The sequence below is a fragment of the Paenibacillus sp. TY11 genome, from assembly GCF_059772165.1.
Genome location: NZ_JCBAIQ010000002.1, coordinates 174,248 through 195,169, shown reverse-complemented (window position 1 = coordinate 195,169; position 20,922 = coordinate 174,248). Strand labels below are relative to the sequence as shown.

The following is a 20,922-nucleotide window of genomic DNA, read 5'->3' as shown; positions in this document are numbered from 1 at the left end:
GAGTTAATATGAAGCTAGCAACAGTCAGCGTTAATGGTGAAGAGACTGCAGCGGTCATCTCTATGGATAACATTATAATGGTCAAAACGATCAATGAGATGGAGAATAAAGCCTGGAATACGGACCTTTTTCGGTTGATACAGAGCGGCCAATTAGAAGAAATGAACGATTGGTACACAAGTGGGGGAAGAAACAAATTGTATAGGTACCCTTCTATTGAGGCAAAAGAAACATACTTTGGCCCGCTATATCGTAACCCTCGAAAAATACTTGGCGTGGGCATGAACTATAAAGAGAAGGCGATCGAGTTATCAGGGAAACTGCCAGAAGAAGAGCCGGTTATTTTCATGAAACCAGATACCAGTTTAATTGGCATGGGAGAGACGATTCAACTGCCAATTCAGTCCAGTGTCGTAACTGCAGAGGCAGAACTGGGGATCATTATTGGAAAAACGTGCAAAGACATTAAAGAAGAGGATGCACTCAGTGTTGTGGCCGGATTTACGACTACCTTAGATATGACGGCAAAGGATATACACTCTAAAAATTCCCGTTATATGCAGAGGGCAAAAAGTTTTGATACATTCTTTAGTTTTGGCCCCTATTTCATCACTGCCGATGAATTTACTGAGATCAAGGATATTGCAGTAGAAACCGTTTTGAATGGAAAAGTAGAGCACCGAAACGTCGTTGCGAACATGATGTATCAGCCTGGCTATATCGTTTCTTTTTTTTCACACATTATGACCTTATATCCCGGGGATGTTATTATGACTGGTACACCAGGATCTGTTGTGATCCGTAAAGGAGACATGGTCGGGTGTAGTATTAAACCGTTTAAACCGCTCTTAAATTCTGTAATCTAATACGGTGGGAGAAGTTAGTTTCATTTTATTCAAAGGTTGCATCTTTGATTACCTGGCCGAAGGCCGGGTTTTTTCTTGTTTTAAAAGGAATGAATAAGGTCGCTTTTTTATGAGATTTCTATATTATATAACGCGACATGTTATGTTTTGTTATTTTTTTAGTTAAACAGTACAATGAAAAAAACAAAAATCCATAATTCTTCTAATGATTCGTCAAAAGATACACGATAAACTGTGATTATAAAAAGCCGTTTGGTTATGTTTCATAACATGATGTGACACATAACTCTGGGTTTTGATCGTAAAAGGAGGACTGAATTCACCATGTCTACAAGTTTAGCAAGTCACGTAATGGAAGATGTAAAGCTCCCGAATGATGCAACTGTAGTTGAATCACTAAAGCCGAAGAGTAAAAATGGCAGGACAGTAGGTGCAATATCTTACATGTTTATGTGGATTGGTGACGGTGTTAATCTAGGAAATATGACATTGGGAGCCAGTTTGGTTGTTGCAGGAACTGCGACATTAAACATTTTCCAAACTTTTGTAGCCGCCTTGATAGCGATTGGGATCATTACAATTGTGTTTGTTTTAAATGACAGGCTCGGTTACAGAACTGGAATACCATACGTTGTACAGCTTAGAATGTCCTTTGGAATAAAAGGTTCTATTATCTCCTCATTCTTGCGAGGAATACCCGGCATTATTTGGTATGGTTTTCAAAGCTGGATTGGTGGTACGGCCTTAAATGAAATTGTTAAAGTCATTTCCGGTGGATCTTTTGATAATATTGTTATTTGTTTTTTAGCGATTCAATTGATGCAGATTGTACTTTCGATGTATGGATTTCATGCTATAAAATGGGTAGAAATTTTAGCTTCAGTTGTGATTATGCTGGCCCTCATTTATGTATTTGGCGTTCTTATGCAATCTCACAGTGATGTTATTGTTGAGAAGTGGGTTCATTCAGAAGGATCATGGGGCTTGCCGTTCTTTGCGTTCATCATGATGTTTTTGGGGAATTATGCTGCTATCTTTTTAAGTGCAGCAGACTACTCAAGGGAGCTCAAATCTGGTATCAGCGATGTAAAACGCGGTTTTTTATATTTTTCCCCTATTTTAATTGCATACGGCTTTGTACTGACCATTGGCGCAATGCTTGCTTCTGCGACAGGAATCTCTAATCCTGTAAAGGCGTTTGCAATCGTGGTAGATAACCCTTATATAACCGTGGGTGTATCTGTATTTATTGTATTAGGTGCGATTGCGGTTAACGTGGTTGCTAATATTGTGCCACCAGCCTATGTTATTACATTAGTTACGAAGCTAAAATATAAAGCTTCGGTTACTGTAGTAGGCTTGCTGGCGCTTTGCTCATTCCCGTGGATACTTGTGAAGGATTCTTCAGCAAAAGGACTTGGGATATTCATTTTAATCTACTCCGCATTTTTAGGACCGATTGTTTCAATCTTATTGGTAGAATACTATGTTTTAAGAAAACAGAAGATACATGTTGCAGACCTGTATAAGGAGGATGGTCCGTTTGCCGGTTATAATCCATGTGCAATTATTGCGATGCTAATTGGTGCAGGCGCCGCCTTTGTAAAAGTGGAAATCGGATGGTTTTTAGGCTTTATTGCGGCGGGTATTGCGTATATCCTTTTGATGAAGTTTGCATTTAAAGATTCAAACTTCAAAAAAGGTACGGTATTTGAAAAATAATTACACATAAACATATATAACCAAGGAGAAAAAATAAATATGGAGCATTTAGATCTGATTATTTCGAATGGCAAAGTAGTCCTGCCGACAGGAGTCGAAGAAACGGATATAGGCATCAAAGATGGGAAAATAGTACAAATAAAAAAGGGGATAACGAATAAAGCGGATCGGGTTTGGGATGCTGAGCATCAACACATTTTTCCAGGCATGATTGATGTGCATGTTCATTTCAGCGAACCAGGGAGAGATCATTGGGAAGGCTTCCAAACCGGTTCAATGATGATGGCAGCAGGCGGGTGTACTACTTATTTTGATATGCCGTTAAACGGAATTCCTTCAACAGTAACCCAAGAGGCCCTTTATGACAAAGCAAGACTTGGGAATGATAAGTCTTTTGTTGATTTTAGCTTATGGGGCGGACTTGTACCTGGAAACGAAAGGGACTTAGAGCTTCTTGCTGAATCCGGTGTAATCGGATTTAAGGCCTTTCTCTCCACAACAGGAAACAAGGAGTTTGAAGCTGTAGATGATATAACCTTGCTGAACGGGATGAAAACGATCCCTAAATTAAACAAAGTGTTAGCTCTTCATTCAGAAAGTGCAGCCATTACGAATTGGCTAAAAGCAGAGAAGGAAAGAAAAGGAAAATATAGCGCAGATGATTATTTAGAGACACGTCCTATTATAGCAGAAGTTGAAGCAGTAGAACGTGCCATTTATTACGCAGAGATCACCGGATGCCCGCTTCATTTCGTACACATCAGTTCAGCTCAAGCAATAGATAAAATCGAGCAGGCAAAGCAAAAAGGAATGAATATAACGGTTGAAACATGTCCGCACTATTTATTATTTAATCATGAGCAGCTAAGAGAATTGGGAGCCATCGCGAAATGCGCTCCGCCTTTACGCAAAAAAGAGGAGCAACAAAAATTAATTGCTTTATTAATCGAGAATAAATTCGATATGATCTCTTCGGATCATTCACCATGTCCTTATGAATTGAAGAATCCTAAACATCATAATTTATTCGAGGCATGGGGTGGAATCAGCGGTGGTCAATTTACGTTGCTTTCCATGATTCAGCTTGCTTTAAAGCATAACATTCCGTTTGAAAACGTAGCACATTGGACAGCATCAGCACCGGCGAAAAGATTTAGAATTTCAGATCGGAAGGGTAAAATTGCTGAAGGAGCGGATGCTGATTTAGCCATTGTTACTTTAAATGAATCACATTTAGTTACGGAAGAAAACTATTATGCGAAGCATAAGCAAAGCCTGTATATCGGCCATACCTTTCCGTGCAAGATATTCTTAGAGGAAAAGTTGTAGTTAACGATGGTATATTTGCAGCTAACCCCGCTGAAGGCCGCTGGCAGAAGCCTGCAGGACAACAGCTAAAATAATTTTACAATTTTCCTGAGCGGTTTAAAGCAAACATGTGACTGCTCATCACTTGTATTTCATGTCATTATGGATAAACTGACGCTGGTAAAGTACCGCGTCAGTTTTTTTGAGTACGCCCAGCATGGGCGTTATCTTTAGGGTGAAAGTCCCGAACGAGGGCTGACGAGCGCCTACCGTTAGCCAAAGACAAGGGTGTCCACCGTGAGGTGGAATCTGAAGGAAGCCGGACGCAAAAGCACTGGTCAAGGTGCGCGAATTGGATTTGAGCTGTTCCAGTCGGATGAGTCACCTTAACATGACAAAACAAAAGCTGCCAAGAGATGGCGCGGTAAACTCCAGTAGTCGCGGGCAGAAAGATAGTGTTCTGACCGCAACAGCATAGAAATTTGAAGGATAGGTTAACCCATTTTATGCGCGATCACTTTCCATACTTCACTTAAGCAGAGTATCAACGGTGAAATGATAATCAACTAACGGGAAACAGTAATGTACATTCCATAAATATGATTCAACTAACGTGTCCTGTTAGTTGATTAAAACAGCGGGAGTCTAGGACATTATTTTCCTGTCCAGGGCCATCAACCGAGATTATTTTTCCAAAGCATAAATTTCCCTTTCTAAAATCCATTTCTAATACCTTCAAATCAAGTATAGTTAAATAGAACTAGTTCAAATGAACTACAACACTTGCTTGATTCGATATAGATAAGGGAATTCCTACTTTATTTATGTGTCAATAGAAAAAAATCTATTTGGGGTACTGCCGACAAAACGCGGAAAACGTACGCTAAGGAATTTTATCACCCCTAATACGTGGAAAAAAGGTTACCTTGACAACAGACAGCCTTTTAGATTTTTGTTTTTAAACAGTTGCTTTTTTAAGCTGTAACGCTTTCTTTATAGTGGCAGACTTCACTTCATTACGTGTCGTCTGGTTCGGTAGTTCAAAAAAGTGATCTATTTGGCAACTCGGTTATATATCGTGTTTGTTTTTAAGGAGCGGTACTCACAGATTGATTGGTTTTGTCGGGAATTCCGGAAGCAGTTCATTCTCTCCCAATATACTTACTGCCCGGTTAAGATACTCCTGCGCCTCTGCAAGATGATGATGATGAGTGGGGCCTTCCCATGTTCCGATCCATTGTATATCTAAAACTTCATTTGCGTTTTTCCAATCTTCAATTCTATTATCTACCCAACCATGCAGCTTCCAAAATATTGGATTTACATGGCTGGAATAAGTATCCCCTAAATAGTCATACTGAGGATTATCCCATCTCGGGTCAATAGCTTCTATAGCTTCTGGATTCTCGGCAGCCACAGGAGGTCTTTGTTGACCGGGATTCGACGCAAACCGCATATGAAGATCATTATGAATAGAAAACTCGATGCGCGCTCCCATCTCGCCCAAGCTCATATTTCTTAATTGTTCCGGATCTTTAAATTGATTTTCTAACGGCACTAGAACCGTCGAATAATAGGAATCTGATTTTACTTGATTCAAATCGGAATTCCAAGGCGGAGGAACCGGATAATCCTGATCACTAGGCGCAGGGACGTTTGTCCACCCTTCGACTTTAAGGTAATCAGGTTGGCCGATTATTTCCAGTTCCCTGTTAACGGATGCGATCATCTGCCGATGCATAAACAAAAAATCTTCACCTGAAGCATTGTTTAAAATAGGATCCCTGTTTTGATTCAGAGCGGGCCGGGGGGGTTCCCACCCCAAGTTTCTCAAACTCTGCTGTGTCGAGCTAGACAGGCGAAGCCAATTGTTTCGCACAGTATGCCAAATATAGTGATGCATTCGCATGTCACGACTAGCCATCATTAGGATAATTTCATTCGGTAATTGAGGGACAGCCATTAGTTGATCCTCCTTCGTGCGGTAGTTACGAACTTTGACAGTTGGCGACTTGCTATCCCATACGTTTTGCTTCATCGATCGCGCGTGATGCATCGACTAGACCAAATCCAGTGGCAAGGTCGGGACCCGGCATAGCCGGATTTTGAGCAGATCGGCCCTCTGTGACGTCTCGAGCTGTTCGCTGCAATATTTCTCGAATTTGAAATGGATTTAAGTTACGATTTGCCTGCTTCATAAGTGCACAAATACCTGCGATTTGAGGAGCTGCTGCCGAGGTTCCGCTGAAAGCCGCCCACCCATCGCTAGAAGAAGTTTCGTCGCCGCGAGGATGTATACCTCCGGATAAATCATTGTCAATTTCGTCCCCTGGTTCAACTGGAAGCATAATATAGGCTGCTCGTGGAGGCAAGCCAACTAATCCACAGATATCCGGACTCTGACGGTTTGGATATACTCTGCTCTTAAATCCGCTAGCATAAGGTGTTGCCTGCATGGTACCGTCTTCTCGTACAAATACGCCGCCTACTGAAATCACGTCCGGATGCATGCCAGGGAAAGATAAGTGACCATTGCCTGCAGAAAACACCACTGTAATACCATGACTCACCGCATTAGCTACAGCAGCTTCAAGCACCTTGTCAAAGCTGGATAAAACACTGCCTCTGATATCACTTCCCCAACTGCAGGTGATAATGTCAGGATTCAGTGCTACAGCAGCATTGAAAGCGCCGACGCTATTGAAGAAGTTCATCTTCACCATAGTGAAATCAACGTTCGGTGCCAACGAGAAAACGTTGACTGACTCGCCAACACCATGTCCGATTTCATCATGATCAGGATCAGACGCACCAGGTCCGAGCACGACCTGATTTGAACGGAAATTATGTTTAGCGAAAAACGGATGTTTATAAAACCCGCTATCCGCCATAACCACTTTTATGCCGCGTCCGGTAATTCCGCTCTGATGCACGCCCTCAGCACGCAAAAGTTTGACTAGATCGTGAGGCGGCTCCAGATGATAATAATCTTCCTGAGGAGGGGACGCGGAAGGACGTTCCGCCGTCATAACGGCCGGAGCATAATAGAAGACCCGTTCGCCAATTGCCACGCCTTCCAAGACGTCAGCGAGCGGACTGTTATCGGTGTTAATCAAGCCTAGCATCCCCGAGTTTGTCGAGTCGAGTATCGTGGTAGATGACTTTCCGGGTATTCCTCTAACCTCTCGCTCCTTTGGTACAATTGAAGTATTAAATACTTTCTCGTATGTCTGCGGCGAAGCGGCAATTGAAATGGATACATCACCTACATTTAGAACTTCGAAACCGTTATCCTTTAACTTAGAGACCGCCTTTAGCACCAAATCCTCTTTTGAATGATAGTGCTGAACCGTTTCACTTGTAATTTTACTTGTCTCGGCAAATACGGACTGGCCCCCAATAGAGTGAACGGAAGCCTCTGCAAATATAACATTTGGCAGTTCGGATGAAATGGAATTCGCCATGTGAACAATACTCCTCTCTTGATACATTTAAGGTTTTATTGAAATAGGTTTTGGAAAGACGATCGCATCTACAAAGGGTTGCAATGCTTCCGGAATAACAGGATCTTTATTAGGAATAAGATATTGCGGTCCTTCACTATCGGCTTTCGAAGCTATCATTTTTACATCCAACAAGGCTTCAAATTTTTCAGGTAGCCCCATTAAAGTTAATGTCATTCCTGCTTGTACGACCTCAATCTCGGATTGTCTGAATAGCTCCTTTGCCTTTTTTACTGTTTCATTAGAAACTTTGAACTGATTTATATTTTCTGATGAAACAGGCTCACTTGAATGAAGAAACGATTTTCCCTGCTTTGGCTTTAAAACCGCTTCCGCCATCATATGTCCATTTGGATTTAAGATATTGGCTATCCCCCTATGATCTTTTTGTTCGTATTGGTTTTGGAACACATATAGATTGTTCCAAATACAGTTTTAAAATACATGGCCATACTAACCCCATCCGTTCCAGTTGAAAATAAAGCTAAAAAACGGAGGGTTTTCTTATGAAATTGAATGAATTTTGGTTTTTGTATGAAGTTGATAAGCGTATTTTGGGAGTTCAGTTCTCACACATTAAATGCGTAAGCTCTGCAACTCAAGATTTTAATCGGTGGAATGGGCGAGGTTGTCAATCGCATATTCAACAGTTTAGCCCTAAAATTACGCCGAACCAACTCCGCATTTTTTTGTACCAATGCTACGGAGAAAGGCTAAGCATTCATGAGTTAGCTAATCAAGCTGGATATTTCAATATCAATTCGACCCTACACAAATTCGGATAAGGTCAAGCTGGTCATACCCCTGTCAAGTAGACAGAACTAAAAAGACATCTTTAAGCAGCAACCGTTTCTCGGTATTTAATCGGGGAACGGCTGTTTAATTTTTTCTGAAATCTATTTTCGTTATAAAACGAAATGTACTCCCGCACGTGTTGTTCTACCTCCGCTAGGGTTCCGGGTTTCGTTAAATAAATCTTCCTGTTTTAAGATGGGAAAAGAAGGATTCTATACAGGCATTGTCTAGGCAATTTCCACGCCTTGAATGGCTCCCAAGCATTCCAAGCCGCTTAAGTTTGCGATTAAACGGCTTGGAGATATACTGAAACCCCTGGTCTGAATGGAGAATGACACCCTCCATGTTCACGTTCTTACTCAGAACGTCTAGCGTCTCGCTAACTAGAGCAAGGTCATTTCAGCTGAGGCCCTTTTGGAATATGAGTCTCTCCGTCTAAAAAATGCACGTCAAATTGTGCAATCTAGACAATCTTTCAGTCGATCTTTTGGACGATGAACGTAGATTAAATCGGTTATATGAGGCCTTTTCAGGACGATATAAATTGTACAAATCAGCTGGAAGTGTTAAAGGAAGTGCCGTGTGACTCACTTCACGCAGAGGAGCATTCTTCTCCCAAAAAAAGGGCAGTGCTGCAAAAAATGCTGAACCAGCTTCAGCCAGGTGACACAGTGGTTGTAACCAGACTGTTCTCTTTCGCAGACTCAACAAAGCATCTTGCAGAATTACTGGACCAGCTGCATGGGCAGCAGGCATTCACGAAGGAATAGATAAAAGGGAGCCGGAAGGCTGGCTATTTCACGAAAACGTTAAGCATCTTTTAAATTTTCAGATCGATATTGTTAGTGAGTTCACAAAAAGAGGCTTATATGAAGCGAAGGAAAAAGGGATGAAGCTGGGGCGTCCACGAAAGCTTGATGATAATGTGAAAAAGGCTATCCAAATGTATGAAAGTAAAAAATATAGCCTTGCGACAGATCCGTGAGGAGACGGGAATCAGCAAAGCAACATTATATCGCTATCTCCAGAGTTAATACTCGCTTATTTGGAACTAATCATATCTCTTACAGAAAGATGAACAAACAGCAGCCGCATGATCAGCAGCCGCATGATCGGCTGCTGTTTATATTCTGCATTTCACTTATAGTGACCCCCGATTTTCAAAGATCTCTCCAAAGCCTGCCCAGCGTGGGTGAGGGAAGAGGCTCTGACGATCGCCGAGCTGCCATAACGATCCTTAATGCTGTCCGTGGCTTTCTCCAGAGAACGGGCCCACTCCTCGTCTTCAAAGAAGGAGAGCTGGTACATCTCTGCGTCCGTCAGACCGCTCAAGCTGACGCCCAGTCGCCGTACCGGCATGTGATTCCAGAATTTATAGAAAATCTCCTTTACGGCTTTGTAGACTTTATTCGTATTGTTGGTCGGATCGGTCAGCTTCATCTGTCGTGAAAATCCGGTCGGCGCCTCGTACGGGCTGCACATGCAGTCGACGGTCACGACAGATCCCATATATCCCTTGCGCCGACTGTCCCGGCATACTTCCTCGGTGAGCTCCAGCAGGATGGTTTCCACCTCGTGCGGCTCCTGATAGTCCTTGGGCAGGGTCATCATATGGCCGATAGACTTCTGAGGAGTACTGAACGTATACGGAGCGACGGGGCTGTCGTCCAGGCCGTTGGCGGTTTTCCACATCACTTCAGCCTGAATGTCCGACTGCTTGCCGAAATGGGCGCGGAATTTGCGCTTTAGTTCCGGCAACGGTGTTCTGGCGATATCTCCGATGGTGGTCATGCCAAGCCGTGCGAAATGGGCCGTCATGCGCGAGCCCACGCCGAACATTTTGTTCACCGGCTGCGGCCATAGCAATTGTTCTACATCTGGCTTGGGAAGCGTAAAAATGCCGCTCTTGCTTTTTTTGGCCCAAATATCAGTGGCGATTTTGGCCAGAATTTTGTTTGAACTAATCCCAATCCTGACCCAAACTCCGGTCTGTAAAAGAACCTTTTCTTGAATTTCCTTTGCAATAATTAAAGGATTACCAAATATTCCTAAACTCCCGGAAACATCTAAAAATTGCTCGTCTATACTAAAAACTTCCACTAGATCGGTATATTCTTTGTATATGTTAGTAATGGCCAAAGAAACATCAATATAATATTTCATGCGGGGACGGACAATTACGAGCTCAGGACACTTCTTAAGCGCTTCGCCGAGGCGCTCGGCTGTAGATACGCCGGATTGTTTGGCGATAGGACATGCGGCTAAAATAATGCCTGATCTGCGAGCAGGATCACCGGCTACCGCAAGCGGCTTGTTTTTATATTCAGGGTGATCTGCTTTCTCTACGCTGGCATAAAAGCTCTGGCAGTCCGCTAAAAATATGGTTCTATTTCCACGTTCCTTCAAAAATCCAACCTCCTCTCCTGATATGTGTTGATCGTCCTTCCAAAATATTCTTGAATGTATACTCTTATAGTAGTATTATATACAGAACACGTGTTCCTAATACAAATGTATTTTTTGGAACATTACAGTTTACGGGAAACCTAACATGGCGTATCATATTATCTTGAACAAAAACAAGTGGAAATGAATGAATATTGAGGGGAGAAAACCATTTTTATGAACCCAAAACGTCGACCATCATCTCAAAAACGCAGTAGGTGGCGTATTTTTGGCAGAGTATTGCTGATTAATATCAAGTGGTTCTCGTTTGCGGGTGTACTTGGGGTGCTGTTTGCCGGAGGTCTTATATCCGGTTATGTAGCGGCACTGGTTCATGATGAACCTGTACGATCACGTCAGTTGATATATGAAAAGGTAAATGAGAACGCTCTGACTAGCTTTGTATTTTTTAATGATCAGGTAACTCCGGTTGGAAGAATGCGCATGGAAGAGGACCGACAGCTCGTTGATCTAAAGGATGTCCCTCAGTCCATTGTGGATGCTCTCATTTCAACGGAAGACAGCCAATTTTATGAGCATCGTGGTGTGGATCTAAAGGGGACGGCTCGTGCTGTCAAACAGAAGCTTTTGAATGAAAACCGCCAAACAGGCGGCAGCACACTGACGCAGCAGGTAGCCCGGAGGGTTTTTCTCAGTCTGGATAAGACGGACAGCCGCAAGGTGAAGGAAATGCTGCTGGCATTGCGTATGGAGCGTTTTATGGGCAAGGATAAAATATTAACGGCTTACTTAAACAAAATGCCTTTTGGTAATGGTTCCGCTGGTTACAACTTGTATGGAATCAAGTCTGCTTCGCTAGGGATTTTCAATGTAAGTGATTTACATAAGCTTCATATTGCTCAAGCGGCTTATTTGGCAGGTCTTCCGCAACTGCCATCTGTTTATTCCGCCTTTGATGGAAAAGGGAACTTTGATGAAGAAGGCTTCAACAAAGCGATGGAGCGCCAACGTTTCGTGTTGGGAAGAATGCTGGCAACAGGTAAACTCACGCTATCCGAATATAACGAGGCGCTTCAATTTGATGTGAAAGCCACTCTTGCGCCACATCGCGAAAAAAGCTATAACACATTCCCTTATTTGATGTTGGAGACAGAGCGGGAGGCCGCCCAGTTGTTAGCGCTCCAGCAAAATCCGGATCTCACGGCAGCCGAGATTTCCAAGCCTGAGTATGCTGAGCTTCTTCGAAATACGAGAGAAGAGTTGCAACGGTCCGGCTATCGAATTTATACAACGATAAATAAGAAAATTTATAACAATATGCGGCAGATTGCAGCCAATCCACAAAACTTTTCTCCATACAGTAAGAAGAAGGGATTAGAGCAGATTGCAGCAATCATGATTGACCATAAAACGGGGGCTATACTCGGTATGATCGAGGGTAGGGATTTTAATACCGAGCAAATGAACTATGCAACTCAAATGACACGTCAGCCTGGTTCTGCTATGAAGCCTATCGCTGCTTATTTACCTGCATTGGAAAAGGGCTACACTCAGCCCGCCGGTCTTATTGATGATTCGCAAATCATATTGAAAGATGGACGTAAAGGTTATCATATTCCTAAAAATTATAACAGACGGTACGAGGGGCTTATGACAGCCCGTGAAGCACTCAATCGGTCAATCAATATCCCTGCACTGAGGCTGTTTTTATATGAAGTTAAAATTCCAAACGCTTGGAATTTTGTGCGTTCTCTTGGAATTACGACGATTCAGCCGCAGGATGAACAAGCTCAGACAGGGGTTCTGGGTGGACTTAGCAAAGGGGTATCCGTCGAGGAACTGACCGCAGCATATGGAACGATTCCTAATATGGGTGTATATAATACACCCCATCTGATCAGCAAAATTACGGATGCCAACGGCAAGATCGTATATGAATTTAAACCGCAGACGAAGCGTGTATATTCGCAGCAAACCGCCTTTTTGATGACGGATATGCTCAAAACCGTTATATCAGATCCGAGAGGAACTGGAAAACGTCTGAAAAATGCTTTTAAAAGCTACGGTACCATTGATATCGCTGGTAAAACCGGTACGACACAAAACTTTGGTGATGTATGGTTTATGGGATACACCCCTGACGTTACATTAGGCGTCTGGGCTGGTTACCGCCAACAGGTTAATACATTATCTCAAGAAGGCCATACCAGAGCACAGTCGGTGTGGGCACTGATCATGAATGAGACGGTCAAGGACCAGCCTGAGCTTTTTAAGAATAAGCATTTTATACAGCCGGAAGGTGTTGTGAAAGTTACGGTTTCTAGCCTTACAGGTAAGCTGCCAGGACGTTATTCCCGCCAATCGGGTCAACTCGTGACCGATTGGTTTAATCAAAAATACGTGCCGACCGAAGTTGGGAGAGAACAGCTTCCGCGTTCTCGTTCTGCTAGACCAGTGGTTCCGTCCGAACCAGATATCAAAGAAAAAGAAATCCCAGAGGATGAAGTGCCTGCAAAAGATCAAGAGAAGATTCCACCAGAGGAAACGGCTCCTATTGTTCCTGACACAGACACAGAGATAGATATGCCTGATGAGAATAAAGATTTGCCATCAACAGATACTTCGCAACCTTCTGTTGAAAACAAGCAGGAGACTCCTTCTGAATCAGAAAGCCAGAGTGAGACTCCAAAAACCAAATCTGACGAAGTTATTCATCCTGAAACAATACCTGATCAACCTAAAAGCTAAACGGCCTAGTTTAAAATGCTGTTCCCGACAATGTCTACAGTGACCTGCGGATGAAAACGGACATTGGGGTACTCTTTATTTCATTCCACACTTTTCCATACACTTTGTCGAATGGAATGGCCAGTGCCTGAATGAATTTCATTGGTACTTTTCCCTTGATTGTTTTGAGAATCGTCTACAACTTTTAGGGTTTGCCACAACACGCCTTTAGGAGTGAATCGGGCATCCTTCAAATTTCCTAATCCCAGCAGCCTGTTATAAAAATGAGTAGAGTCAGCATTCCAAGCGCTCTGCTCTTTTTTTTTCATATTTCAGGTCCCTCCTTTTTTGAAGAGATACGATAGGCTCTGCAGCAGATCCCTGAATAAGCGAATCAGCAGCATTTTGAAGGTTGGTGTCCTTTTGACTGCTCAAGGTGGTGAACATTTGATACTACAAGGGGGCATAATCTTGCGTCAGATCAATTCCCAGATAGTGTCCCAGTTTACGCCGGACTTCGCTGCGGGCAAAGGACGAAAGCATGAAAAATCGCCTTTGATAGCCGCGGCATACATACAAAACCTCTACGCCTTCATGATTTCGGATTTCGCTGTATATTTTAATCCCCTGTCTTTTCATTCGCGTCTTTGTCTCTGCTAATTGAACAGCTACGCGCTGTTGCACTCCAGTCAGGCTACGAATATACAAATCAGGCATTTTTAGAGGAGAAGTATTCAAAATACGAATGTCTCGTTCCAGCACATCCAGCACAAGAGTTAGAAGTACACAAATCTTGATCAGCCCTGCGTCTTCTTCAGAAGGCAAAGGAGCTTTATTCTTGTGGTCCAGTATCTTTTTGTTTGTCATAAAAATCTCCTTTACTCGGAGTAAAAATACAATATATAATCAGTATATAGAACATACGTTCTATTTATACCTCATCATAGGGATTTTTCTGTTGCCAAAGCAATCATCAATTATTGGAAAAGTGGTAGGGAGCGCTATCCCGATGTACCATTGTGTAAAGAATTTTTGCGTATATCGCCGATGACAGTCAAACAGAGTTTATGTTAAGCTAATGGATAAAAACTTACATAAAAGGGGAGATCGTTTTGATTGCGGTCAGCCTCTACTATTTAACTTAAGAAAGTGGAGAAAGAAGGTATACATATTGTCACGTTCGTTATATGCAGCTTTATTATTATTGAGCCTCATTTGGGGCGGTTCGTTTATGTTTATCAAGGTGTTGTTGCTACATCAAGTAGGGCCGTGGACCATTGTATTTCTCCGATCCAGCTTTGGACTTATTTTTATCGTCTTATTAATGCTGCTTATGCGCAGACCGTTTAAAATCAAAAGTATTCCGTGGAAATCGGTTATTCTGGTAGCTTTGGTCAACATGGTTTTACCATGGACATTGATCGGTTTTAGCGAGACCAGAATAGCTAGCAGCATGGCTTCTGTATTGAATGCCACCACACCAATATGGACCATGTTGGTGGGGCTTGTCTTTTTCGGGGCTATATTTCATCGAATGCAGTGGTTAGGAATGGGTCTCGCTTTTGTAGGGATCATTATTTTATTGGGTATTAATCCTGCATCCATAATTTCTGTTGATCCTGTGGGTTTTGGATGCATGTTGCTTGCGACTCTCTGCTACGGATTTGGAACGCAGCTTTCCAAACGTTTTCTCTCCAATCTTTCCATGTATCAGGCTACCTTTGCGACACTGTTTGGTGCGGCGACAGGGGGTGGCATTATGATGGCAATTGTGGAGAGACCTGATTTGTCGATTGTTTCTGTTCCAGGTGTATTGGGTTCCCTTATAGGACTGGGAGTTTTGGGATCAGGAGTAGCATATATTTTGTTCAACTATATGATTTTGCGGGGAAGTGCGGAATTTGCTTCTTCGGTGACGTATTTTGTACCGGTAAGTGCCATCGTATGGGGCTTTTTGCTTCTGAATGAGCATATCGGCTGGAACGTTCTGACCGGGCTTGTTCTTATACTTGGAGGCGTGTTTATGGCCAACCAGCGTAGAACCGCCAAATTAAGTGGATAAATAGATCTAAACGGAAATAAAATACGCTTTGGTTATATTAAATGTGCATTCGCCAAACCTTCGGTATAATACGTTAATTCGCACATACAATAAAGCATGCTCACACATAAAATAAAATATGGTGCAGCAAAAAAAGTAAGCTGTTTAGCAAGTGGCAAGGTGTGGTATAATAAATTATAGATTTATATGCACCACAGAAATGTCGGAGTTTTATTCCACAAAAGAAAGGATCAGGATACCATGTGTCCCCGAAGGATACTTCCCCAAAGGACGATTTGGAAACGATTTGATCTGTCTTATACTTAGCTTTTCCGCGGAGTAACGTCAAGTTGCGAAAGCCAACTCTGCGGAAGAGGGGATTGTACATGCGAAGGACCAAGTCCTCCAGGCACATCTTACCCGGTAGCTTCCGTAAGAGTGGGTTCATCCACATCAAACTTACGAGAAACCGAGGGAGCCTGTATGAGGAAAACTTACGAATCTATCGTGAACAATGGAGCACTGAGACAGATTGCTGTCATGTTGCTCGGAACATGCATTTTAGCTTTTACGTACTATCACATTAATGCTCAAAATCATTTGTCAGAAGGCGGATTTGCAGGCTTAGCTCTGCTGGGACATTACGCGTTTGGCATATCTCCAGCATGGAGTATGCTGCTGCTTGATATTCCCGTCATATTGCTGGCATGGGTACTGAAGGGCAAAAGATTTATGATGCTTGCGTTAATCGGAGCTGTCGCCTTTTCACTGTTTTATGCAGGATTTGAGAAGTATTCAACTCTGGTTATAGATCTGCATGGAAATCTGCTGATAGCAGCTCTACTTTGTGGGGTGCTTACAGGTTTGGGAGCCGGAATCGTACTGCGATTCGGTGGAGCAACCGGGGGCGATGATATTTTGTCTCTTCTGATCAGTGAGTGGCGCGGATGGAAAATCGGCAACGTGTTTATCGTCAGTGACATCATCGTACTGGGATTATCGCTATTGTATCTGCCTGTGAAGGAAACAATGTTTACAATACTGGCTGTGTGGCTTGCCGGAAAAATAATTACATGGACGACCACGTTCCAACTGCACCGACCTGTGAAAAAGGTACTGCCTACGGCTATTCCCGCTAAAAAGGTAGTTGCCAAAACAGTGCCGGTCGTCCACAGCCTTCGTCAATAAGGAAAGGGTGTTACGTCAGGAGAGAAATCTTCTTACGTGACACCCTTTCGCTGTATCGAGGCTCTGTCAGGAAGGCTTTAAAGTAGAATGAATGCGCCGTTCCGGTCATGAATAATGGCAGAAATCTGTTGGCGTTCTATGCGGAATGATGGTCGTGCCCATTTTTGCTTGAATACTGCTTTTCATGTTCTTACTGCTTCTCATCTTGTTCGGCTGGATGATTAACGTTCCATTCCTCAGCTTGAGAAGTGGCAATCGCAATAGAGCGTCCTTCTTCATAGCCGTCACGGAGTAGAGCGTTAGCAATATCAACGGCTTTTTCTCGCACACGAGGTTCCAGATTTTTCATGGATGGGGGGTAATCATGTTTGTTCCAAGGCATAGTTGCACACTCCTTATAGCAAATGATGTATTATGTATTACCCGTTATCGGCTTAAACAAACGGAAATCAAAGAAATGAATATATTGTAAAATATATCTTGAGAAAAAGCGTATAATGGTGTGCAGAATACCAGAAAAAGGAGTGAAGCATTTGCTTGCCTGGGGTTTCGTTTTTTTGCTAACCATCATCATTCATACTACAGATAGCTTGTCCTATGCTCTCCGGCTTGGTGGTTTGCGAGCGCGTCGGATTGGATTGGCGTTAACCGTTGCGGGAATGCTGCTGTTGGTTTCACGCACCTCCAACATGGCGCAGGGACCTTTACTCGGAGGGATGGTCGATCAGGCTAAAGCTGCAGTACAAGTGGGCGGAACGGATATTAGACTGGAGCTGTATATGCATGGGGTACTGCTGGCCGCAACCGTTGGAACCATGCTTGCTATATTACTGTATCCAACAGTGGTACGCATGTCAGCCAGATGGATTGTCCATTTGGAGCATACCGGATCTATTCCGGCTTTGATGCGTCATTTAATGATGCGAAATCGCTGGAAGCATGCAGGCTACTACATAAAGCGCCCTACCTGGTCCATGCTTACCTCATTGGTTAGCGGGGCGATACCCAAGCGTCTGATTATCCTGAATATAACTGTTACCGCAATTTATACAACAGGAGTGGTATCTGCCTTATATGCATCATTCCTGTGGCCCGCTCAAGGTACGGCAATGTCAATGTCGTCAGGTCTAATCAATGGCGTCGCAACGGTATTATTGACCTTGTTAATTGATCCAAGATTAGCGGTTCTGTCGGAAAAAACGCTACGAGGGGAGCTACCCTTAACCCGGATGAACAGCATGTACGGCTGGATGATCATCTCGCGTTTGGCAGGTACTTTATTAGCTCAGCTATTGCTGGTACCCTTAGCAATTTGGCTTGGATGGGTTATGAGTTAAATTGTAAGCCTCAGTAATGATGTGCTGCCATATCAAAAAAAGGCTGGTCCGTGGTCATCTATTAAAGATAGACTCCGGGCCAGCCCCAAATGATACTGTAGCTACTTATTTTTCAAATAATGACTTATATGCTCCATATCCTTCACGTTCCAAGTCTTCTTGAGGCACAAAGCGGAGCGCGGCGGAATTGATGCAATAACGCAGACCATCTGGACCTGGACCGTCATCGAATACATGCCCTAAATGGGAGTCTGCTTCACGACTTCGCACCTCGGTACGGATCATAAAATGGCTGAGATCGGTTTTTTCTTTAACATTGTAGCTGCGCAACGGACGGGTAAAGCTGGGCCAACCGCAACCCGCATCATATTTGTCGAGTGAACTGAACAAAGGCTCTCCTGATACGATATCTACGTAAATGCCTTCACCCTCATGATCCCAAAACTCATTTTGAAAAGGGCGCTCGGTCGCATTTTTTTGTGTTACTTCGTATTGAATAGGCGTCAGCCGATCCTTAAGATCGGATTTATCAATCTTGCCGGACCAATTTTGCTCGATAAAATCTTCACGTCCCGAGCCTTTGCGGTAGCGCTTGTAATGAGCGGGGTTCTTCTTATGATAGTCCTGATGATATTCTTCAGCTTCATAAAAAGTTGCCGCAGGCAAGATGGGTGTAGTAATGGGCTTGTCGAAGCGGCCACTTTGAGCCAGAGCTCCTTTGGAAGCTTCTGCCTTGATGCGCTGTTCATCATTATGATAGAAAATAGCCGTTTGGTAGGATGAACCTCTATCGTGGAACTGTCCACCTTCATCCGTCGGATCAATCTGTTGCCAGAATAGCTCCAACAGTTTTTCATACGGGAAAACTTGTGGATCAAATGTAATCTGTACGGCTTCCACATGCCCCGTTGTTTCAGAGCATACCTCCTCATAGGTAGGATTTTCGGTATGTCCCCCTGTATATCCAGATCTAACCTTCAAAATACCGGGTAATTCCTCAAAAGGGGAAACCATGCACCAGAAGCAGCCACCTGCAAAAGTTGCTTTTTCTACCGTGTGCGGATTGTTGGTGCTCATATTTATCACTCCAATCTGAGAATGTTTAATTAGTTGTAATTTAAATAGCTTACAATTAAATTATATACGAGATTTTTGCAAAATCCAACGAAACGTCAGAAAGCAATCGGTAGCGTAATTGCATGTGTCCCAAAAACCGCAATGAAACATCCTATAGAGTCGGGGGCAAACTCATCGCGTTATGTTCTGTTGGCGCGTTGAAGCCTTTTTCGGTAGAGCACAAAGCCGCCAGTCACCAGCGCAGTATATAGCAGCAAAATGAGCAAGCCAGTGATTGGATGTTCTGCAAAGGTGCCGCCTGCATACGCATACACTGCAATTGCGGGAAGCTTGCCAATAGCTGTAGCTAGCATAAAGCTCCAGAACGGAAACCCCGCTACTCCAGCATATACATTTACAGCTGCCTGGGGGATGACCGGAATCAGGCGAGCCAGCAGCACAGCAGCAAAAGGCTCCTGCTCCATGATCCGATTGAAGCGCTCCATTGCGGGAACACGCTTCAAATAGGCTCGTCCTTTGTCACGTAACAGGGTACGTACCGCACCGTAAACGACCAACGCAGCCAAGGTAGTCCCAAGCCAGCAAATCAGAGCACCTTGCCAGGCGCCTGCAGCATAAGCAATGGAAGCGATAATCAGCTTGTAAGGCACAAACGGAATTAACGCGAATAAAAATGCGAGCAGTAGCAGAACTGGGAAGGAGGTTTGCTTGTCCGCCCAGGCGAGCCAATCATATCTGTAGATAAACGCGATGCAGAGCAGCGAAACATAAGCCGCGGCCAGTAGCCATTTCTTCATTTACATACCTCTTTCAATATCCCTGTTCGGCTTATCGCTTATACAGAAAAAAATAGGGTTCACATTCCCAATAATGTGTGCTATACTGCCACTAACAGAATAGTTCCCAAAGGGGAGTAGCTCAACGAGTAAAGTCGTCATTACGGGATTTTTAATCCCCGGCTTTATTGGCAACGTAATGTTGTAAGCGAGACCTTTGCCAGGATTTTAGGAATCCGGGTAAATGGTCTTTTTTTGATGCCAAATTTGGGTCAAGCGCCGTTTTCCGGATTCCGGAAATGGCGCTTTTTTAGTATAAAGCGCTGAACTATGTACAGTATAACAAATAAATAAAAAAGGTGGGAGAAACGTATGGATTTTTTGTCAATTGAGTTTTTAACCGCATTATTGTCCATCATTGTCATTGATCTGGTGCTAGCTGGTGATAATGCGATCGTAATCGGTTTGGCGGCTCGCAATGTCGATAAGGCCAATCAAAAGAAAGTCATTATTTGGGGGACGGTCGGAGCGGTCGTCATTCGTGTGATTGCTACAGTGCTGGTCACGTATTTACTGCAAATTTATGGATTACGTTTGATTGGGGGACTCGCGCTTATCTATATCGCCTATAAGCTGCTGGTCGAAGAGAAAAAACATGAAATTTCAGCCACGAATCAAATGTGGGCAGCGATTCGCACCATTATAATTGCGGATACGATGATGGGCCTCGACAATGTACTTGCTGTTGCGGGAGCAGCTCATGGGAATATGCTACTCGTTATTCTCGGTCTGGCAATCTCCGTTCCGATCATGGTGTGGGGAAGTACGATTATCTTGAAGCTGACTGAACGTTACCCGATAGTGATTACGATTGGAGCCGCTGTATTAGCTTATACCGCTGCTAAAATGGTGGTGGCCGAGCCGTTAATTGCACACTGGTTCACGAATGCAGTCGTTAAATACGGCTTTGAAGTTCTGGTTGTGGTTCTGGTTGTAGCTATTGGGATGCGTGTTAAGAAAATAAAAAGTGAAAAAACAAAAAAGCAAGCGCTGCACGCCTAAGCTAACTTACATTGAAGTAATCTTGGCTGAAGCTGGACGCTCATGTCATAGAGGCTGTTCCGCAGGTCCAATTGGACCGGGAGCAGTCTCTTTTCTTTACTTGTCAGCGGACTT

The 20,922-nt window shown here is 43.4% G+C and carries 20 protein-coding genes; 10 read left to right on the top strand and 10 right to left on the bottom strand.

The window, feature by feature from the left end:
• The first annotated feature begins 8 nt into the window (after positions 1-8).
• The 3 genes from AC6EJC_RS03105 (at position 9) to AC6EJC_RS03095 (ending at position 3,917) form a co-directional block, all read left to right on the top strand.
• Positions 9-866, top strand: a complete 858-nt coding sequence (locus AC6EJC_RS03105; protein ID WP_444952692.1) for a fumarylacetoacetate hydrolase family protein — start codon at positions 9-11, stop codon at positions 864-866.
• Positions 867-1,190: 324 nt separating this feature from the next.
• Positions 1,191-2,588: an NCS1 family transporter gene (locus AC6EJC_RS03100; RefSeq protein WP_444952691.1), complete on the top strand. Its 1,398-nt coding sequence runs from the start codon at positions 1,191-1,193 to the stop codon at positions 2,586-2,588.
• Positions 2,589-2,627: 39 nt separating this feature from the next.
• Entirely contained in the window at positions 2,628-3,917 is a 1,290-nt protein-coding gene (locus AC6EJC_RS03095; RefSeq protein ID WP_444952690.1) for an allantoinase, read from the top strand.
• Positions 3,918-4,998: 1,081 nt separating this feature from the next.
• Here the strand turns inward: AC6EJC_RS03095 and AC6EJC_RS03090 are convergent.
• The 4 genes from AC6EJC_RS03090 to AC6EJC_RS03075 form a co-directional block, all read right to left on the bottom strand.
• Positions 4,999-5,859, bottom strand: a complete 861-nt coding sequence (locus AC6EJC_RS03090) for a Tat pathway signal protein (RefSeq protein ID WP_444952689.1) — start codon at positions 5,857-5,859, stop codon at positions 4,999-5,001.
• A 52-nt stretch (positions 5,860-5,911) separates the two neighbouring features.
• On the bottom strand, positions 5,912-7,360 hold the full coding sequence (locus AC6EJC_RS03085) for a S8 family serine peptidase (RefSeq protein ID WP_444952688.1): 1,449 nt from the start codon (positions 7,358-7,360) through the stop codon (positions 5,912-5,914).
• A gap of 27 nt (positions 7,361-7,387) precedes the next feature.
• The gene (locus tag AC6EJC_RS03080) at positions 7,388-7,810 is read right to left on the bottom strand and encodes a hypothetical protein (RefSeq protein ID WP_444952687.1); all 423 of its coding nucleotides are present in this window, start codon (positions 7,808-7,810) and stop codon (positions 7,388-7,390) included.
• Between the two features lie 424 nt (positions 7,811-8,234).
• Entirely contained in the window at positions 8,235-8,375 is a 141-nt protein-coding gene (locus AC6EJC_RS03075) for an IS3 family transposase (RefSeq protein ID WP_444952874.1), read from the bottom strand.
• Between the two features lie 337 nt (positions 8,376-8,712).
• On the opposite strand from AC6EJC_RS03075, the gene AC6EJC_RS03070 reads away from it, so the two are divergent.
• On the top strand, positions 8,713-8,964 hold the full coding sequence (locus AC6EJC_RS03070) for a recombinase family protein (protein WP_444952686.1): 252 nt from the start codon (positions 8,713-8,715) through the stop codon (positions 8,962-8,964).
• A gap of 177 nt (positions 8,965-9,141) precedes the next feature.
• Complete coding sequence (locus tag AC6EJC_RS03065; RefSeq protein WP_444952873.1) at positions 9,142-9,228, top strand: helix-turn-helix domain-containing protein; 87 nt, start codon at positions 9,142-9,144, stop codon at positions 9,226-9,228.
• Positions 9,229-9,331: 103 nt separating this feature from the next.
• Here the strand turns inward: AC6EJC_RS03065 and AC6EJC_RS03060 are convergent, their stop codons facing one another.
• Entirely contained in the window at positions 9,332-10,600 is a 1,269-nt protein-coding gene (locus AC6EJC_RS03060) for a DNA polymerase IV (RefSeq protein ID WP_444952685.1), read from the bottom strand.
• A gap of 216 nt (positions 10,601-10,816) precedes the next feature.
• On the opposite strand from AC6EJC_RS03060, the gene AC6EJC_RS03055 reads away from it, so the two are divergent.
• Positions 10,817-13,348 carry a transglycosylase domain-containing protein gene (locus AC6EJC_RS03055; RefSeq protein WP_444952684.1) on the top strand — a complete coding sequence of 844 codons (2,532 nt, stop codon included), beginning with the start codon at positions 10,817-10,819 and terminating at the stop codon, positions 13,346-13,348.
• An 80-nt stretch (positions 13,349-13,428) separates the two neighbouring features.
• Here AC6EJC_RS03055 and AC6EJC_RS03050 read toward each other — a convergent pair whose 3' ends face one another.
• Both AC6EJC_RS03050 and AC6EJC_RS03045 read right to left on the bottom strand, forming a co-directional pair.
• A complete protein-coding gene (locus AC6EJC_RS03050) occupies positions 13,429-13,656 on the bottom strand; it encodes a hypothetical protein (protein WP_444952683.1) in 228 nt (75 codons plus the stop codon).
• Between the two features lie 124 nt (positions 13,657-13,780).
• Positions 13,781-14,194: a YhjD family protein gene (locus AC6EJC_RS03045; RefSeq protein WP_444952682.1), complete on the bottom strand. Its 414-nt coding sequence runs from the start codon at positions 14,192-14,194 to the stop codon at positions 13,781-13,783.
• 304 nt (positions 14,195-14,498) lie between these two features.
• Between AC6EJC_RS03045 and AC6EJC_RS03040 the strand changes: the two genes are divergently transcribed.
• Both AC6EJC_RS03040 and AC6EJC_RS03035 read left to right on the top strand, forming a co-directional pair.
• Complete coding sequence (locus AC6EJC_RS03040) at positions 14,499-15,389, top strand: DMT family transporter (RefSeq protein ID WP_444952681.1); 891 nt, start codon at positions 14,499-14,501, stop codon at positions 15,387-15,389.
• A 462-nt stretch (positions 15,390-15,851) separates the two neighbouring features.
• Entirely contained in the window at positions 15,852-16,556 is a 705-nt protein-coding gene (locus AC6EJC_RS03035) for a YitT family protein (RefSeq protein ID WP_444952680.1), read from the top strand.
• 190 nt (positions 16,557-16,746) lie between these two features.
• On the opposite strand, the gene AC6EJC_RS03030 is transcribed toward AC6EJC_RS03035, so the two are convergent.
• Entirely contained in the window at positions 16,747-16,938 is a 192-nt protein-coding gene (locus tag AC6EJC_RS03030; protein WP_444952679.1) for a DUF2188 domain-containing protein, read from the bottom strand.
• A 151-nt stretch (positions 16,939-17,089) separates the two neighbouring features.
• Here AC6EJC_RS03030 and AC6EJC_RS03025 point away from each other — a divergent pair, with 151 nt between their 5' ends.
• On the top strand, positions 17,090-17,893 hold the full coding sequence (locus AC6EJC_RS03025; RefSeq protein WP_444952678.1) for a lipid II flippase Amj family protein: 804 nt from the start codon (positions 17,090-17,092) through the stop codon (positions 17,891-17,893).
• A gap of 105 nt (positions 17,894-17,998) precedes the next feature.
• On the opposite strand, the gene msrA is transcribed toward AC6EJC_RS03025, so the two are convergent.
• Entirely contained in the window at positions 17,999-18,970 is a 972-nt protein-coding gene (msrA, locus tag AC6EJC_RS03020; protein WP_444952677.1) for a peptide-methionine (S)-S-oxide reductase MsrA, read from the bottom strand.
• A gap of 179 nt (positions 18,971-19,149) precedes the next feature.
• Positions 19,150-19,767: a TVP38/TMEM64 family protein gene (locus AC6EJC_RS03015; protein ID WP_444952676.1), complete on the bottom strand. Its 618-nt coding sequence runs from the start codon at positions 19,765-19,767 to the stop codon at positions 19,150-19,152.
• Positions 19,768-20,118: 351 nt separating this feature from the next.
• On the opposite strand from AC6EJC_RS03015, the gene AC6EJC_RS03010 reads away from it, so the two are divergent.
• Positions 20,119-20,808, top strand: coding sequence for a TerC family protein (locus AC6EJC_RS03010; protein ID WP_444952675.1), 690 nt, complete (start codon positions 20,119-20,121; stop codon positions 20,806-20,808).
• Positions 20,809-20,922 lie beyond the last annotated feature (114 nt).

Excerpts from the sequence above, each read along its gene's own strand:
- AC6EJC_RS03105 (WP_444952692.1), top strand. The coding sequence starts at position 9 with ATGAAGCTAGCAACAGTCAGCGTTAATGGTGAAGAGACTGCAGCGGTC.
- AC6EJC_RS03100 (WP_444952691.1), top strand. The coding sequence starts at position 1,191 with ATGTCTACAAGTTTAGCAAGTCACGTAATGGAAGATGTAAAGCTCCCG.
- AC6EJC_RS03095 (WP_444952690.1), top strand. The coding sequence starts at position 2,628 with ATGGAGCATTTAGATCTGATTATTTCGAATGGCAAAGTAGTCCTGCCG.
- AC6EJC_RS03090 (WP_444952689.1), bottom strand. The coding sequence starts at position 5,859 with ATGGCTGTCCCTCAATTACCGAATGAAATTATCCTAATGATGGCTAGT.
- AC6EJC_RS03085 (WP_444952688.1), bottom strand. The coding sequence starts at position 7,360 with ATGGCGAATTCCATTTCATCCGAACTGCCAAATGTTATATTTGCAGAG.
- AC6EJC_RS03070 (WP_444952686.1), top strand. The coding sequence starts at position 8,713 with ATGAGGCCTTTTCAGGACGATATAAATTGTACAAATCAGCTGGAAGTG.
- AC6EJC_RS03065 (WP_444952873.1), top strand. The coding sequence starts at position 9,142 with ATGAAAGTAAAAAATATAGCCTTGCGACAGATCCGTGAGGAGACGGGA.
- AC6EJC_RS03055 (WP_444952684.1), top strand. The coding sequence starts at position 10,817 with ATGAACCCAAAACGTCGACCATCATCTCAAAAACGCAGTAGGTGGCGT.
- AC6EJC_RS03050 (WP_444952683.1), bottom strand. The coding sequence starts at position 13,656 with ATGAAAAAAAAAGAGCAGAGCGCTTGGAATGCTGACTCTACTCATTTT.
- AC6EJC_RS03045 (WP_444952682.1), bottom strand. The coding sequence starts at position 14,194 with ATGACAAACAAAAAGATACTGGACCACAAGAATAAAGCTCCTTTGCCT.
- AC6EJC_RS03035 (WP_444952680.1), top strand. The coding sequence starts at position 15,852 with ATGAGGAAAACTTACGAATCTATCGTGAACAATGGAGCACTGAGACAG.
- AC6EJC_RS03030 (WP_444952679.1), bottom strand. The coding sequence starts at position 16,938 with ATGCCTTGGAACAAACATGATTACCCCCCATCCATGAAAAATCTGGAA.
- msrA (WP_444952677.1), bottom strand. The coding sequence starts at position 18,970 with ATGAGCACCAACAATCCGCACACGGTAGAAAAAGCAACTTTTGCAGGT.
- AC6EJC_RS03015 (WP_444952676.1), bottom strand. The coding sequence starts at position 19,767 with ATGAAGAAATGGCTACTGGCCGCGGCTTATGTTTCGCTGCTCTGCATC.
- AC6EJC_RS03010 (WP_444952675.1), top strand. The coding sequence starts at position 20,119 with ATGGATTTTTTGTCAATTGAGTTTTTAACCGCATTATTGTCCATCATT.